Annotated in this window: 9 protein-coding genes and 2 pseudogenes; 7 read left to right on the top strand and 4 right to left on the bottom strand. The window is 57.8% G+C overall.

Going from position 1 to position 15,694, the window contains the following annotated elements:
• Positions 1-617: 617 nt before the first annotated feature.
• From BRA1253DRAFT_RS31865 to BRA1253DRAFT_RS45575, 3 genes are all read left to right on the top strand, one after another.
• A protein-coding gene (locus BRA1253DRAFT_RS31865; RefSeq protein WP_088941190.1) for an IS3 family transposase occupies positions 618-1,741 on the top strand; the annotation gives its coding sequence in 2 pieces (ribosomal slippage) (positions 618-861 and positions 861-1,741; 1,125 coding nt in all).
• A gap of 55 nt (positions 1,742-1,796) precedes the next feature.
• The gene (locus BRA1253DRAFT_RS45580) at positions 1,797-2,087 is read left to right on the top strand and encodes a ThuA domain-containing protein (protein WP_083869976.1); all 291 of its coding nucleotides are present in this window, start codon (positions 1,797-1,799) and stop codon (positions 2,085-2,087) included.
• Positions 2,088-2,257: 170 nt separating this feature from the next.
• Positions 2,258-2,422 (top strand): ThuA domain-containing protein, encoded by a 165-nt coding sequence (locus BRA1253DRAFT_RS45575; protein WP_083869974.1) that lies wholly within the window; start codon positions 2,258-2,260, stop codon positions 2,420-2,422.
• A 292-nt stretch (positions 2,423-2,714) separates the two neighbouring features.
• Here the strand turns inward: BRA1253DRAFT_RS45575 and BRA1253DRAFT_RS42150 are convergent.
• Positions 2,715-3,667: pseudogene (locus BRA1253DRAFT_RS42150) on the bottom strand (TMEM175 family protein).
• A gap of 789 nt (positions 3,668-4,456) precedes the next feature.
• Here BRA1253DRAFT_RS42150 and BRA1253DRAFT_RS42145 point away from each other — a divergent pair.
• From BRA1253DRAFT_RS42145 to BRA1253DRAFT_RS31835, 3 genes are all read left to right on the top strand, one after another.
• Positions 4,457-4,666 carry a hypothetical protein gene (locus BRA1253DRAFT_RS42145; protein ID WP_007601166.1) on the top strand — a complete coding sequence of 70 codons (210 nt, stop codon included), beginning with the start codon at positions 4,457-4,459 and terminating at the stop codon, positions 4,664-4,666.
• A gap of 1,422 nt (positions 4,667-6,088) precedes the next feature.
• A complete protein-coding gene (locus tag BRA1253DRAFT_RS31845; RefSeq protein ID WP_157158655.1) occupies positions 6,089-6,706 on the top strand; it encodes a lytic transglycosylase domain-containing protein in 618 nt (205 codons plus the stop codon).
• 2,246 nt (positions 6,707-8,952) lie between these two features.
• Entirely contained in the window at positions 8,953-10,227 is a 1,275-nt protein-coding gene (locus BRA1253DRAFT_RS31835) for a patatin-like phospholipase family protein (RefSeq protein ID WP_007601160.1), read from the top strand.
• 115 nt (positions 10,228-10,342) lie between these two features.
• Here BRA1253DRAFT_RS31835 and BRA1253DRAFT_RS31830 read toward each other — a convergent pair whose 3' ends face one another.
• A complete protein-coding gene (locus BRA1253DRAFT_RS31830; protein ID WP_007601159.1) occupies positions 10,343-13,693 on the bottom strand; it encodes an AAA family ATPase in 3,351 nt (1,116 codons plus the stop codon).
• A gap of 747 nt (positions 13,694-14,440) precedes the next feature.
• Between BRA1253DRAFT_RS31830 and gspG the strand changes: the two genes are divergently transcribed.
• Complete coding sequence (gene gspG, locus BRA1253DRAFT_RS31825) at positions 14,441-14,857, top strand: type II secretion system major pseudopilin GspG (protein WP_256375810.1); 417 nt, start codon at positions 14,441-14,443, stop codon at positions 14,855-14,857.
• 106 nt (positions 14,858-14,963) lie between these two features.
• Here the strand turns inward: gspG and BRA1253DRAFT_RS31820 are convergent.
• Positions 14,964-15,257: pseudogene (locus BRA1253DRAFT_RS31820) on the bottom strand (GYD domain-containing protein).
• Between the two features lie 34 nt (positions 15,258-15,291).
• Positions 15,292-15,693 carry a cytochrome C oxidase subunit IV family protein gene (locus BRA1253DRAFT_RS31815; RefSeq protein ID WP_007601157.1) on the bottom strand — a complete coding sequence of 134 codons (402 nt, stop codon included), beginning with the start codon at positions 15,691-15,693 and terminating at the stop codon, positions 15,292-15,294.
• Position 15,694: the final 1 nt, after the last annotated feature.

The raw sequence follows: 15,694 nt of genomic DNA, 5'->3' as shown, positions 1-15,694 counted from the left end.
CCGCCGAGGTCTGCGAGAGGAATGAGACAACGATGGAGGATCGGTCTTCCCGGCGCATGCGAACACTGGTGACCCGAATGGCCCGTTCGAGGCCTGTCCGCTAATTAGCTCGAATGCGTGCTGATATCCATGATGGCCCGGAGCACAACACGCTCCAATCAGAGGCCGGATACATTGATGCAAGACCGCATCTGCCAGGTTGACGAAACCTCTTGCAACGCGCGGCCGGACCATACATTTGAGTCAAAGTGCGAAGAACCCGGCCTGAGCAAAACCAGTCCGCTTCCACCCACGAAGCTGACCTCAATGAGACGATTCGCCACTTCGCTGATGGGCCAGCAGCGTTGCATAGGACGCCAGAGGGCGATGCCCCAAGGCCGGTGCTGGGCTGATCTGTGCTAGGCTTCTTCAAAACATGGTTGGCATGGTTGGTTGGCTTTGGCAGAGGCGATTGTGAGGCGACGTGAGTTCATCGCGCTCCTCGGCGGCGCGGCGGCAATCCGACCACTCGGCGCGCATGCGGAGCGTCCGCCAGAGCGCATCCTCTATTTCACATACTGAACCTCCTCCGAATGGGTGGACACCTGTAGTAGGCTTGTTGAGCCCGGAGGTGTCGAATGGAACGTCAACGTCGGTCGTTTACGGAGGAGTACAAGCGCCAGGCCAAGGAGCTCGGTCTGCGCGACTCGGTATTGCGACGCTGGGTAGATAAGCTCCGGCAGGAGCCGGCATCGGCGGCGTGGCGCTCCACCACGCAGGCGACGCCGATGTCGGCGGACCAGGCTTCGGAGATCTCCCGCCTGCGCCAGGAGAACGAGCGGCTGCGCATGGAGCGCAACATTTTAAAAAAGTCGATCGCGATCTTCGCCGGAACCCGGACATGAGCTTTCGCTTCATCGAGGATCACCGCGAGACCTATCCGGTACGCTTGATGTGCGCGGTGCTCGAGGTCTCACCGGCCGGTTATTATGCCTGGCGCGAGCGGCCGGTGAGCGAGCGGGCAAAATCCAATGCCGCGCTCCTGGCTGTGATCCGGCAGATCCATCGGGACAGCAGCGGCCGCTACGGCAGCCCCCGCGTCCATGCCGTCCTGCGGGCGCAGGGACGCGATACCAGCCGCGGCCGGGTCGAGCGAATGATGCAACGACACGGTATCCGCGCCATCATGGCGCCGCCGCGCCGGGTGCGCACCACGGACAGCCGCCACGACCTGCCGATCGCACCGAACCTGATCGCGCGCGACTTCACGGCGGATGCGTCAAACCGGGTCTGGCTGGCTGATATCACCTACATCCCGACCGCGGAGGGGTGGCTGTACCTTGCTGCCGTCATGGATCTCTTCAGCCGGAAGATCGTCGGCTGGGCCATGCGGGATCATATGCAGGTCGAACTCGCATCCGCGGCCCTGAAAATGGCGATCCAGCAGCAACGGCCCCAGGCTGGGTTGATCCATCACTCCGATCGCGGCGTGCAGTATGCCTCACGCGCCTATCGTGATGCTCTTACCGACGCCGACATCACCGCATCCATGAGCCGCAAGGCCGATTGCTACGACAACGCCCCGATGGAGAGCTTCTTCCATACCTTGAAGACCGAGCTCGTCCATCATCGCGACTACAACACCCGCGCCGAGGCTCAGCGCGATATCTTCGCCTTCATCGAGGGCTTCTACAACCGAACCAGGCTCCATTCCGCCATCGGATATATCGCCCCGATCGAAATGGAGCTAAAAGTCGCTTAAACCCGTCCACTTTTTCGGGGGAAGATCATACTCCGCCGGCTACCGGCATGATGTCATACCGCTTTCCAAGGTAATCCTGACCCAGCTCGGAAGCAATTCGGGTGCCTTTGAAGTCATTGCAACGGAAGACACGTCCGAATTTTCTACCGAAAACCTCGAGCGCTACGCGGCGGTGATGTTCTACACAACCGGAGAACTTCCGATGAGCGCCGCGCAAAAGAGAGCTCTTCTCAAGTTTGTGCGCTCGGGCCGCGGGTTCCTCGGGGTTCATTCGGCGACGGACACATTCTACACTTGGCCGGACTATCTCGATCTGGTCGGCGGCTACTTCAATGGTTATCCTTGACATCAGGCCGTGAAGATCGAGGTGGTTGATCCTGGCGATCCCCTGGTGGCTTTTCTCGGGAATTCGTTGCAAGTCGAGGACGAGATCTACCAAATCAGCGACTTCGACTATCGTGGTTCACGCGTGCTCCTGCGTCTCGACCCAAGCTCGGGGACCTTGGCAAGACCGACGTGCATCAACGTTTCTATGGCTGGCCTCTCACCTGGACCCGATTCTATGGCGAGGGACGAGTATTTTATTCGGCGCTAGGCCACGAGCCGTCAGTTTGGCAGGACGCCCGCTACCAGCGAATCCTCACGAACGCTATCCTCTGGTCTATGCGAAGGTCGCCCTAGGAGACGCCGCCGCACTTCGCATTTGCGCCACCGCCGGATTCGTCGGGTGGTGTCCGTGCCAGAGGTTCGGACGGTCTTGGTCTGCGACCTTCCGTTCCGGGTCATAAGCGGTCCTGGACCGGTTGCTTGTGGCAGGTCGGCAATGGCCAAAAGGCGGCTTAGCAACCCACGTTCGCTCACGCTCCCGGCGCTTCGGGTTTCAGATAGACGGTCAGACAACAACAACAAATGGCAAGTCCAACCAGAGGATATTTAAGCGCAACACCCGCGGCCAGCCCAAAAAGGCATAGAGTTACGATCGGTCGGACACGCATGAGACCCTGCGCACCTTCGGCGGCGTATCATCGACCGGGGCGCGGTCGATGAGCTCCAAGATCAAAAATATATAGGTCGCGTTCACCAGGAAGAATACTGCCGCGTAGAAGGCAACCGGCTGCGGGGCTAATTCGCTCACGGCCATCCAAGCGGTTGAGAGCGGAAGCAACGATACAGAAAACAAATGCGCGAAATTAAACCACATCAGGCGGGGCGTGGCATCTGTCGCATAGCGCATGAGATGATGGTGATTAGCCCAAACAACGGCGATGAACAGGTAGCTCACAGCATAGCTTAGCCATGTAGGCCAGAGCGCAAGCAACGCTTGGAAGGTCGGCTGCTCCGGCGGCGGAGTTCTAAGACCAATACTGTGATAAGGACAGCGAACACGCCGTCGGAAAACGCGCTCAGTCGCTCCGGGGTCGCTCTAGCGCGGGGCACCGCAGGCCTCCACCGTTCCACTGCCTTGCGATTGCAACAGAAACGATAATCGGGCCAGACCGAAGAAGCAACCCCAAGCTCCGAGGAGGTTGCCACCACTAACGGAGTGGCCTCAACGCATGTCTCCTGCGGGTCAAAATGCGAAGAACTCAGCCTGAGCAAATCTTGTCTTCCATGCCTCAATAAGCGGACCTCTAGAGCGATGCTGCCTCTTCGCTGAGGCCCACAAGCGGCATTCCCAAGCAAGCTCAAACCGGAACAGCGAAGTAGACGGTCCTGCCATTCAGCAGTAGCATTCTGTCGCTTAGGTGGAGGGCGATCCGTGACGTTGAACAGACGAGAGACGCTAAAGATTTCCGCAGGAGCACTTCTCGCACCGGCGCTGGCACCGAGACTCGCGGCGGGACAATCTGCCCGCACGATTGTGTTGTTGGGCACCACCGGCGGTCCGCCCTTGCAGGTTGGGCGAGCTGCACCTTCAAATGCCATTGTAGCCGGGGGCTCCCTTTACGTTATTGTTGTGGCAACGGCGTTGCCCGACAGATCGTGCAAGCTGGTCTTGGGCTAAACGCGTTAAAAAGCATTTTCATTACGCATCAGCATTCGGACCACAATCTAGACTACGGGCCGAGACTTACTTGAAGTTTGAATTTAGCGTCGCGTTTGACAGTCAGGTCCGCAATGGGTCTTGGCTGTGTAAAAAATGCAGCGCCGCACAAATTACAGAGAAAAGCATTCCTTCAGAAGCCTGTTCCGGGAGCGTGAGGAGCATACTGAACTGCGACGCCGCTCCATCTGAGAAGCAGATTCTCCGCGCTACGCGAGATTTCACGTTTTCACGCAGCCAGGGTCAAAACGCGAAGCGCAGAGCCCGAGCAGGTCTAGTCGGCTATTCTTACTGAACAAGCAGTCAGCGAAAGACGTAGCTACATCGCCTACGGGCCAGATGCATCGCCGCCCACGGTGACGTGTCGGCGCTGCCGTGCAAGAGCAACCACACGGGGCGAATCCGTGAAGACGGCGGTTGCCGCTTCCCGCTCGATTCCGCCCCCAATCAACAACATCCGAAACACATCGTGACTGAAGTAATTGCATACGCAGCAATTTGACGGCGGCCGGGGCTTGCTTCAGTTCGTTCTGTATCCGGAACGAACTGAAGGAAAGTCGCTGGCGTTGCAGATTTACAACCCGCACAGCCGACCGAAATACTAAGCTCGGCCATTGAGACAACCGAAACATATTTCATTCTTAGTTCAATATGGTCAGCGGGGACGAACGATGTTTGATATCTATCGCAATGACAAGCGCGGCTTGCTCGTTCTAAGTACAGGCTCTGCCGTACCTGCGCTTTACTCTGCACATACCTGGCGCAAGAGCAGAAAACGAGTTCTCAACGTTAGCAACGAAATCAAGTCAGCCGTTCAGGCACAAGGCTATTACATCCGCAGCCTGCGGGCCACTAAGGAACGAATGATCTACGTCAAGTAGGTCGGCGGCCGGTGTTCCCCATTTGCAAATCTCTATGACATCGGCAGGAGCCAATCCGCCAAGATCGCGCTTCGTCCACTGTCGACGCCCGCGCTTCGATGCCACGGGCAAGTCTGTTTGGTTGGCTGGGACTGATCGCCGCTTGCTCGGGTTCGAACAATGACCGCCAACGTGACCGCGCGCTTTCCGACGGAGGTGAACGCCCGAGTCCGGTGATGTCCCAGGGTGGAAGGTCGACGCAGCAGCCAGCGGCCCTTTTCGCCATCCGGACGAATTTAGCGCTAAAACTTCGACACCGGGGCTGGCCCGATATTTTACTTGTCCATTTTGACCCGGTGCTTTTCCACCGCGTGGACCGGCGGCCTCGCTTAGAAGTCTCAGATAACCTGCCGACGGTTTGCAGTGATCGCTCACGATTGCGTAGCTCACCCTCACGTGCTGCCAAGCTGCTGAAGTCCTCCACGGCGGAAATGTACTCCGCCGTCCCCCTTGCTGTTTGAACCAACTCACAGACGCACACCTCCCGCTGCAAAATGCAGTCGCGAACTTGCCAGGGCGTAGCGAGGACGAGACGGCGTCGAGCTGGGGTTCGGTGACATTTTCGAAGTGAGAAGCCGGCAGCGCCACATCGGGTTGACTATCCCCTTCACTCGGCCAGTTCGCATGATCCGCGTTAACCCTGTCTTTGATCTTCTCCCATAGCAGCGCTTCCCGGTTCACCTCTGCCGCTAAGGGGCCTTATTGGACCTTTGCAATCCGTCCTTGATTTCTGGAGCTCATTTCTAAGAGGATTTGAGTGAGGTTTCTCGTTCGGAGGGCGTGAAATCAGATGAGAGTAGCTCTCTTCCTAATTGGCCTCGGTACACTCGCCGTGATGGAGCTCGAGGCGCCCCCGCGCATCACAGAGCCTGTGAACGAGCCGCCGGCTCTCGCAACGGTCGGATTACGTCCCTCACACGATACACTGACCAAGGCAGACCGGCTCGAAACTCCGCAACTCCAAGCGCCACCGCAGCCACTTTCCTCGAGCGAACTAAAGGATCCGCCGGACCACATTGCGATCGTTGCACCAGCACATTCGAAGATCATCGAGCAGAAAGGCAACGCAAGCGGAAAATCCGCGATCATGCTGCCCAGGCCTCGGCCCCGCCACGGAATTTCCAAGGCAAGCGCAGGCGCCAGTCGCGCCAAACCAATCGCGGAGGCAAAGCCGTGCCTGTCAGGTGCCTTCGATGGCGTTTTGAAAGCATTAAACCTGCAGACGCGATGCCAGACCTAGAGCACGGATTCCTCTACGTTGGGACGACAGCTGATGGCAACCCGCGGCTCCCGCCGCATGTGTCAGAGCAAATACGCCGCGACGAGGAAATCCGACCGCCTCGCCCCGACGAGCGTGGATCCGTTGTCGCCGCGCGGAAGTGGTTGTCCGCGGAATTCATCACGCTCGTTGTTGGACTGGCAATCGGCCTGGCTTTCGTCGCAAGTTTCGTCCTGTTTCGCGATGCTCAATTGAAGGGGAAATCGATCGACAGAGCGGCTGCGAAGGCATTGGTCGAGCGCATTATCATAGCCGAGTCCAACGGTGACCCGAATGCAAGGAACAAGCGGTCGAGCGCCGCCGGCGCCGCCCAGTTTCTCGATGATACGTGGCTCGAAGCCGTTCGAAGGCACCGACGCGATCTGATCAAGGGCCGCAGCGACAAGGAAGTCTTGGACTTGCGCGGAGATGCCGAGCTTACGCGCGACGTTGCCGCACGGCTGGTCGAGCAACATGCCGCGATGCTGACCAAGCGCAGTCTGCCGGCCACGCCCGGTTCTCTCTACCTCGCCCATTTCGCGGGACCGGCGGGAGCCGTGGCGCTATTTTCCGGCGCAGAAACTGCCGATGCTGCTTCAGTTATGGCCGCCGCTGACATAACGGGTCGAACCACACGCGAAAAGCTGGTCAAGGCGAACGCGTTCCTCAAGGCGACGACCGTCGGCGATGTTAAGAGCTGGGCCGATCGCAAAATGGCAGTAGGCACTCGGCCTGGCCGTTAGCGGCTCAGATAACTACGCGATTTGCGGTCGCGAAGCTCTCGGCTGGAAGCCAGCTCGGTAGCCGATCCATAGCGTTCAGGACGGCGCTTGCCAGATCTCACCTGACGCAACCTCATCGATGAGGGAACCGGCGGCAGCGCCGCGGCTTGCCCGTCGCGATAACCACCATGTCCCCGTACCGCAGCGCCGGCGATGGCGTCCGCCGCTCCGCTTTCTGAGGAGACCCACTTTTGCCGATCAAGATGAAGGTCAGTGAGGTCTTCGGCGAACTGTGATTGTTGTGCAAAGGGGCAGCCGATGAACTGATCTGATTGCCGGCACGATCAGAGGCCCTTCAGTTCACGCTGGCGCGCCTCCTGCACACGGCTGTGATGCGCATTGTGTGAAGTAGTTCACAAGCGGCAAGTATCACCGAGCGTAGCGTGTACGCTTCCACTGGAGGGAAGCGCAATGAAGTGGAAATTGGCAACCTATCGAATGCTCGCGCTGACCGCCGTTGTTTTGATGGCGGCTGGTACTACTATGGCGATCGGTACTCCTCGTGGAGTCTATGAACCGATGTTGGGAACCGATTGGCAATGCACCCGGACCATGCTGCTCGTGACCACCTGTGCTCACTCAAGCAGTAGATCGGAATAAACTCCGGATGCTTGCAGGCGCACGCAGGGCGACGCTCATACCTATTTAGAAGGGAGACTGAGCGTGTTTGCAGACCACAGAACGGTCCAGGTAGTCCTCAGCCTCAGCTCTGTCGGGTCCCTCAGGGCTCTTTGACAGCCCTCCTTACCAGGTTGTCACTGGCGGTGCGGCGGTACGGCAGAGACATTAAAGCATTATAGGAACAGACATTGAAAGGTGAAGAACCGTAGCCCCGGCGATGGCGCCTGGCTGTCACGGCGGCTGCATTAGTCAAGACAGCTTTGCTGACCGATTCTTCAAAGCCGAGCGACTAAATACCAGTAGCTTTTATTCCACGAGAACTCCAAATTTCGTGAATTAGATGGCTCGCTTTTTATTGGGGGACATTGCGATGGCAAACCTATCGTTTCCCGTGAAGCTTTTCGTGGCTTGTTTGCTTTTTATGCAGCGAAGGCGCATCAGGACCACAACCACGATGGCGAACATCGCTTACTGAACCTGTTTGGAATCTATGAAAGACATTCCCGCGAATTTGCTTCAGCTATGGGCAGACCGCGCTTGAACTGCTCGGTCCCGAAATCGTTGGCGCCCTACTTGGCCCGCGCGCCCAGCAGATCGTAGATGGCAGCGCACAATATGACCATGCAAGCGACTTTCTCCGCTCCTCAGAGACATAGAGCGAAGGGACGCACTGACGATTGGTAGCCTGTCGGCGAACCAATGACGTGAGGAGGCCAGTCGCTCCGCACCGGTCTCGATCCACTAGCGGATAACCGCGCCGATGGCGTGAACCGCAGGGCCTCTCGCTCAGGCCGGATCTACGAATCCCCCTAGATGCGATGTGCCTTCGCAGGCTTGTATCTCCGCCCGAGGGTATTGAATTGCGGCTCTGTGATCTACCTCCAATTGCAACTTTTTCCCAAATGGTGCAGTATTGGGTTTTCATCCCGGCCCGCATTTTAGGAATCCAATGGGTGTCAAATTTGTACTGGCGAAGCTCCTCGAAGCGGAGCTTAACGCACGAGGCGTGAGATCCATACCGTCATCAGACTGCGTCGACATCGTGCATCGTTTGTTGGAACAGCTCACCGAAATAGAGCTTACCTTGGCCGCGCGCGAGGTAGATGAACAGTCTCGACGCTAGGCTCTTGATCGGAGCGCATCTTCATAAGGTGGCGCGATCAGCGCTTATGCGTTTTTTTTTGCGGAAAGAACATTGATTAATGACTAAGCCAGATTGCGTAATAGTTCGGGCCTATGGACGACAGTTGGATCAGCTCCGCTCAGAGGCGGCCCGGATATCAAAAGGAAGGAAGATCGACTGGTGGGTAGAACGTGCGGACTCCGGGACCCGATTCTGTTTCGAGGACACCGACACAACGAAAGCGTTCGCTTCTATCTGCGAGAGCTTAGCGATCCCCTGCCGCGACGTCTAACTCGCGTCGCTCGGGGTCTCGGATCAACCACCACGGCTCCCGCGCATCGTTCTGCCAAAGTCCGGCCAACAGAGAGTCCGAACGCTTTTCAATAGGCATGAAAACTACTAGTCTTCCGCGGCAGTGAAATTCGATCGGAGCATAACCACACAAGAGTCAACGGAGGATGCCATGGCGAAGAGAGCAATAACGCTCGGGGGTGGTGGACCGGCGGCAGGGCTGCACATCGGGGTTCTGGAAGCTCTCACCGCACACAACATAACGTTCGATGTCTGGGCACTGTCCTGCATCGGCGCATGGGTCGGGATCGTCTACAACCAATGGGACGATCATGAAGACAAAGTCGAAAAGACTCACCAATTCTTCAGGAATGGCGTCTTTCGGGACGACGAAAGCTATAAGCGTTTTCCCATAAACACAGTCTTCGGTCCGGATTGGCGCAGCAACATAAAGGCGCTGAACAACTTCGTCAGCGATTCCGACAACTATAAGGACTTCCTATGGGATCCATACCGGATGATGGACGTCTTCCAGGACTCGATGGAGATTTTGTTCAATCAGCTGCCTGACAGAGACAGAAAAAAGAAGTTCACAAGATTGGATGAAGGGGATTTCAATAGATGGATTCTCAATCAAGCGATGGCAACCAATCCCTTCATCCGTTATTTGACGTCCTTAATGTACCTTTCCAAAGTCAACGGCCTGTCAAGGATCAACTATCCAGATAGCGAGTTCATGAAGGGGATAGATTTCGAACAGCTGAAAAAGCCTGGAAAACCAGTAATCTTCCATAACGCCTGGAACCTTGATCAGCAGAAGCTCGCATTATTTTCCAATCGTCCCATGAAAAGGGCGAGCGGAAAGTTTATGTTTGAGGGCCCTATCGACGCAAGCACCTTGTGTGCGTGTTCAGCTCTTCCCTTCGTCGAAGGTACCGTAGAGATTGGCGGAGTGACCTACTGCGAAGGGGCGCTTGTCGATACCGTCAACTTCGAAAGTTTGCTGGAGGAGCACCCGGAGCTGGAAGAGATATGGGTGAGCCGGATTGTCGATTCAAAGCAAATCCGCAAGCCGGAGAATCTTCATGACGCGCTGGCAAATCTTTGCCAATTGTTCGCCTCGACGGTTGGCGAAGATGACGTCAAGCTTTTCAAATACCACATCCGGTGTGACAAAAAATCGAAACAGGAGGAGGCAAGGGACAAGAAACTCAAGATCATAGAGATTCACGTTCCGGGTCACATCAATTTCAAATGGAATCACAGCAATCTCGATAATGGACGCAAGCTGGGAAAGGCCGCTGCGGAGCAGGCGCTCGAGGCATTCGGAAAGCATGAGGCGCGACCTGCGCACAACGGGCCGCATTTCATCAACGAGAAGCCAGAGGGGTCAGCTTGGCAAAGCGTGTGCGAATATCACAAGGAGCTGAAGCGAGCCGCTGCATAAAGGCTCGAGCATCATTGGAAGGGCGGAAGTCTTCCGAACGGAAATCCTCGACCTCGGATAATGATTTGAGGCCAATCATCCGGGCCTGACGCAACGAACCGGCGTTTTGCGATAGTCACCGCAGCTTGTCGAGCAGCGCCTTCGCCTGCTTCATATCTCTCGTGTCGAAGCCCTCGGTGAAGGAGTCATAGATCGGCGCAAGTAAATCGAGCGCCTGCTCGCGTTGTTGCTGATCGATGCATAGCGCGGCAAGGTCTGTCGCGGCCCGAAGCTCAAGGGCCTTGGCGCGTTGCCCCCTTGCCATGGCCAATGCCTGTTCGATCAGTGACTGTGCCACAGCCTCGACATCTGGTCCGCCGCGGCCTATTAGCACCCGTGCTTTGAGTCGGTACAACTCGGCTTCCAAAATTCGTTCGCTGTTGCGGGTACTTATAGCGAGGCCCGACTCGATCAACTCCAGCGCGGGCTCGTAGTCTCGATCAATCAACAGGCGCTGACACAAAAGTACCAAGAGCGCGGTAATGGCCAACTGATAACCTGCGTGACGATACTCGTCCAACGCAGGACGGATTTCTCCGAGCGCGTTGGGTGAGGGATCGAGCGATGCCATGCATATGCCGCGAACGGCGCGGGCCAAACGCCACTGCCGGAATCCATGCTCCTCTGATAAGGCGATACAGCGCTCGGCATAACTTTGCGCTATCAGGAATTCGCCGCGGAGAGCTTGGAGAATGCAGGCATAATAAAAAGCGTATGCCTGCGAATGCGGATGGCCAATGGCATCCGCGCGCTGAATTGCAGCGTCCATTCGCATAATGGCCGTATCGTCGCGGCCAAGTAGCCACAGTGGCCACGACATCAGCGCAAGGTCGGCCACGCCGGCATCCTGGCCGGCCACACGCGCTGCCAGTCTATCCTCCTCGCTGCTCGCCTCGAAGGCTTCGAAAGCCCGTTCGATCGCTTCCTGGGCTCCGGTGATCTGTCCCATGAACAGGCGGATCATCGCCTGCCCGCGCATCGCATTGAGCAAGGCTGGCCGGTCGCCGCGCGTTTGGGAGAGATGAAGCAAAGCGGCGATCGTTTCCTGGGCCAGCGGCAGCTCACCGCGAATGACGCTCGCAGTGGTTAGCCAGAACATGACCTGAAGTTGCTCGGGAGGATCTCGCAGGCGCTCGCACAGCTCTCGCGCGCGGGTAAAGGTAGCCATCGCCTTGTTGGAGGCCGGCCCTTGGGTAGCGATCAGGCAGGGGCCTAAAGCGAACTGGAGGTCAAGTTCAAGCCTGTCGTTTCGTGCGTCATCGGGCCGATGGCTCGTGGCCTCGATCCCTCGTTGCAAGTGCGCAATGGCCTCAAGATTGGCGGAGCGCGTGGCTGCCTTCTTGCCGGCTTGCAACCAGTATGCCTCCGCTTTTTCGAACAGTCCGGCCTCAGTGAGATGGTGCGCGAGCGTTTCGGGCTGAGCATCCACAATTTCCGGGAACCGTTGCTCGAAGGCCTGCGCGATCGTGGCATGCAGCGCTGCGCGTCGGCTCTTCAGGAGCCCTGAATAGGCAGCGTCCCGCACAAGTGCATGCTTGAAGGTATACACCGCCTGCGGTAACTCGCCGCGGCGGAAGATCAACTCCGATCGGACCAACTGGGCAAGAGCCTCCTCCAGTCTCTCTCTTGGCAACCCGGCCACCGTGCTCAGCAGTTCGTACGAAAACTCGCGACCCACCACGGCGCCGACCTGAGCTACCTCCCTTACCGGGGCCAATCGATCGAGTCTGGCCATTAGCGATGCCTGTAACGTGGTCGGAATCGCCATCGCTGGCAGAGGGCGGCTTAGGGTGTAATGATCGTCCTGCTCTTGCAAGAACCCGGTTTCGAGCACGGTCTTGGTCAGCTCCTCTACGAACAGAGGCACGCCATCAGTGCGGGCGAGTATCTGATCCAAAACCTCCTTCGGGAGCGCCTTGCCGGCGGTGACCCGCTCGATCAACGCCGCTCCGTTGCGACGGTTAAGTCGCGTCAAAGAGAGCGTCGTAACATGCGCATGACCAGGCCAAGGCGGCGTGAATTCCGGTCTCGCGGTGATGAGCAGCAGCACCCGAAGCCGCGGTACTTGTTCCAAGGTCATCGTCAGGAGCTCGAGAGAAGTCGGATCCGCCCAATGGACATCCTCAACAATGACGAACACTGGTTGCAGTGCTGCCAGGCTTTTCAGCTGAGCCAATAGCGCCCCTAATGTCATTTCTTTGCGCTTTTGCGGGCTCAGCTCCTGCAGTCGGTAACGCTCACCGAGTGGCAAGGACAAAAGATTGGCCAGAGGCACTACGCGATCTGCGTCAGCTCCGGATCGACCGAGCAGGACCTCAAGCTTGGCGAATTTAGCCGTCGGCGAATCACTCCGCTCGAACCGGGCGGCTCGTTCGAGTTGCCGGATAAACGGGTACAACGCACTATTAGTATGATGCGCCGAGCAGAATTGGCGCACCGTGATGTGCTCCTCTCCTTGCAGCCGCTCGTCGAGCGCCAAGGCGATATGCGATTTACCGATGCCCGCCTCTCCGGTAAGCATTACTGCGCAACCCTCGCCGCTCATGGCGCGCTGCCAGCGACGCAACAGCAACTCGATCTCCTCCTCGCGTCCAATTGGCTGCGTCAACTGAGTTTTGTGCTGGGCCTCGAAGCGGCTGTCGATGCCGGTAGTGCCCAGCACCTGCCATGCTTGTGTTGGCTCCGCCCAACCTTTCAGGATGACCGGGCCAAGATTCCGGAATTCAAAATGTCCTTCGGTTAGCCGGTGAGTACTCTCGCAGATCAGGACGGCGCCCGAATCGGCGAGCGTCTGCAAGCGCGCAGCTAAATTTGGTGTTTCGCCAATAACCGCCTGCTCTTTCGCCGCACCTTCTCCCGTCAAATCGCCTACGACCACCATCCCGGTAGCAATCCCGACGCGGACTCGAAGTTGCGTGGACGGGAATGTCTGGAGGTTGGCCACGGCATCGACCAGCGCCAGCCCGGCGCGCGCCGCTTGCTCGGCATCATCCTCGTGGGCATGTGGATAACCGAAATAGGCGAGCACTCCGTCGCCCATGTATCGCGCGATGATACCCTCATTCCGAGCGATCACCTCCGCAATGCAGCTGTGGTAGGCGCCAACAACCCCTCGCAAATCTTCGGGATCAAGACGGGCCGAGAGCGCCGACGAGCCGACCAGATCACAAAACATAACCGTGAGTTGACGCCGCTCGGCTCCGTCCCGCGCCGCCTTGCCGCCCGCTTGAGGCGTGCGCGCAATGTCGCCCTTGAGCTCCGTGATAGCACGCAACATCTTGCGGCGATGGCCGAGCAGGACACCGAGGTCCTTCAGGTCCTGCTCGGTGAGATCCCCAACAACTGATAGGTCAATGGCGTTCTCGCCAAAGCGCTGAGCGTACTCTCCCAAACCGATCGATGATAGCCATTCTGCAATACCGGACATGGCACACCTATTGGCTGTTATAATTAGCATAGCACGTCAAGAACGTAAGCGTAGGCACATCTGAGACGAAGGCATGAAGCCCGGAATCTTCCCGCAACGCAAAACCGGCACTCCTCCTGGCTCAGGGTCGGCGCGGTCAAGCACGGTCTCTGAAGGTCCATCGTGGCGTTCGCTTGATGCCGATCACCTTCCGCTCTTCCACGTCTGAGGCGCCAGAAGCGGAAGCCGTAGCGCCGGAGATGCAGGCATTTGAAGGCACTGGCCATCGAAATCGATGGCGCCCGGGATCAATGGCGAGCGTCGTCGTTCCCCGAAATGCGATGCTTGCCAAAAATAAGGCAGTGCTTGCGGCGGCTCATCTGTTCGCCGTGAGGAACGATTGCATCAGCCCCGCTTTAGCCGTCCGCACCTTCAAGAGTTTGATCGGGGATTTGCGATACCCGGCCGTCGATCGAAGGACCGGTCCAATACGTATCCTTCTCGTTGTGCCCACGGTTTCCGAACCACGTCTCGAGCCTGTCTCACCACGATGAGATCAAGGACGCCAAGGCTTGAGATGACCCACTACTGTGGAGGCGCTGTTCTCTTACCGGAGGGCAGCTTAACTCCCCGACCTCGCGCCCTGATAGCCCGCCATCTTGGTCGTTTGATGTTTTGACGATACGAGAGGAAGAGCAAGTCCAGGTTGAGCAATGCGCCAGCATCAGCGTAGTTTTAATCGGTCGAACCGCTCCCCAGCGTGTTTTGTTGGAGCAGGACAGCTTCACGCTCGTCGAAATGCTCGTCGTGATTACCATCATAGGTCTCGTCGTCGGTCTGGTGGGCCCGCGTGTGCTCAACCATCTGTCGGAATCGAAAACCAAAGCGGCCAGGATTCAGATCGAGAGCTTTGCGCAAGCGCTCGACCTGTACTATCTCGACAATGGCTCATATCCGGCGACGGGTGTTGGATTGGCCGTGCTCGTGCAGAAGCCAAACAACGTCGAACGCTGGAACGGGCCTTACTTGAAAGGCAGCGTGGTTCCGAACGATCCTTGGGGCAAGCCATATGAGTATGCATCTCCGGGGACGCATGGGCTAGCCTACGACCTGGCGTCCTTTGGAGCCGACGGTCGCGAAGGAGGCACCGAGCAGGCAGCCGATATCGCTAACTGGCAGAAATAGTGAGCGCCGCACCGTGGCCGCGAGCGCGTCCTCTGCGTCCAGGACGACATCGTCCGCGTTACGCGTCCTTGCGAACTTCATCCGGCCGGGATAGTCCCCGAGCCGACTAGCCGAGCGAGTTGATGATTTCCCGATAGGCGGCTTCGGGAAACGCCTTCAACGTGCGCGTCCGAACGTTTCCCTGCATCCCCAGCTGCAGGCTGAAACGCGCCGCGACCGCGTCGTCCGGGGCTTCCAGGATCACGACCATGTCATAGTCACCCATGGTCAGGAAGAAGGATTTGATCTCGCCGCTCATATCCTTGAGAGCCTTCTTCGCAGCGTCCAGACGGCGTGGCGAGTCCTTCGCCTTCTAGATGCCTTGCTCGGTCCAATTTGCAAGCATGACATAGGTGGTCATTGCCGTCCTCCTTCTGGCACGAAAGCAATGCTAGCTATGCCGTTGAAGCGAAAAACAAGACCCGGAGCAGATGCGTGTAGTCGGATTCGAGCACCATGATCGTCACGAAGACCAGCACCAGCACCGGCGGCAGCAGGATCGCGTAGGCCAAAGCCAGCCGCTCCCAGGCCATGTGCATGAAGACCGCAACGATCAGGCCAGCCTTCAACACCATGAACAGCAGGATCAGCGACCATCGGAGATGGCCGTGGAGGCCAAAATAGTCGACGAGATAGGAGCAGGTGCTGAGAACGAACAACCATCCCCAGACCACGAGGTAAAGCTTGATCGGATGCTGCTGGCCCTTTGTGTGCGTGGCTCCTGATGCAGATGCGTCATGCATGTGAGCTTGCAGCGCGTGTTGCTTTGCTTCCAGATGTACCGCGACGTTTGTCATG

This window comes from Bradyrhizobium sp. WSM1253 (assembly GCF_000244935.1).
Taxonomy (GTDB): Bacteria; Pseudomonadota; Alphaproteobacteria; order Rhizobiales; family Xanthobacteraceae; genus Bradyrhizobium; species Bradyrhizobium canariense.
Note: the sequence above shows the minus strand (reverse complement) of the source record. Positions and strands in the feature narration are given on the sequence as shown.

Bases quoted from the DNA above. Each gene is read 5' to 3' on its own strand.
- BRA1253DRAFT_RS42145 (WP_007601166.1), top strand. From the start codon at position 4,457: ATGTTTGATATCTATCGCAATGACAAGCGCGGCTTGCTCGTTCTAAGT.
- BRA1253DRAFT_RS31815 (WP_007601157.1), bottom strand. From the start codon at position 15,693: ATGACAAACGTCGCGGTACATCTGGAAGCAAAGCAACACGCGCTGCAA.
- BRA1253DRAFT_RS31830 (WP_007601159.1), bottom strand. From the start codon at position 13,693: ATGTCCGGTATTGCAGAATGGCTATCATCGATCGGTTTGGGAGAGTAC.
- BRA1253DRAFT_RS31835 (WP_007601160.1), top strand. From the start codon at position 8,953: ATGGCGAAGAGAGCAATAACGCTCGGGGGTGGTGGACCGGCGGCAGGG.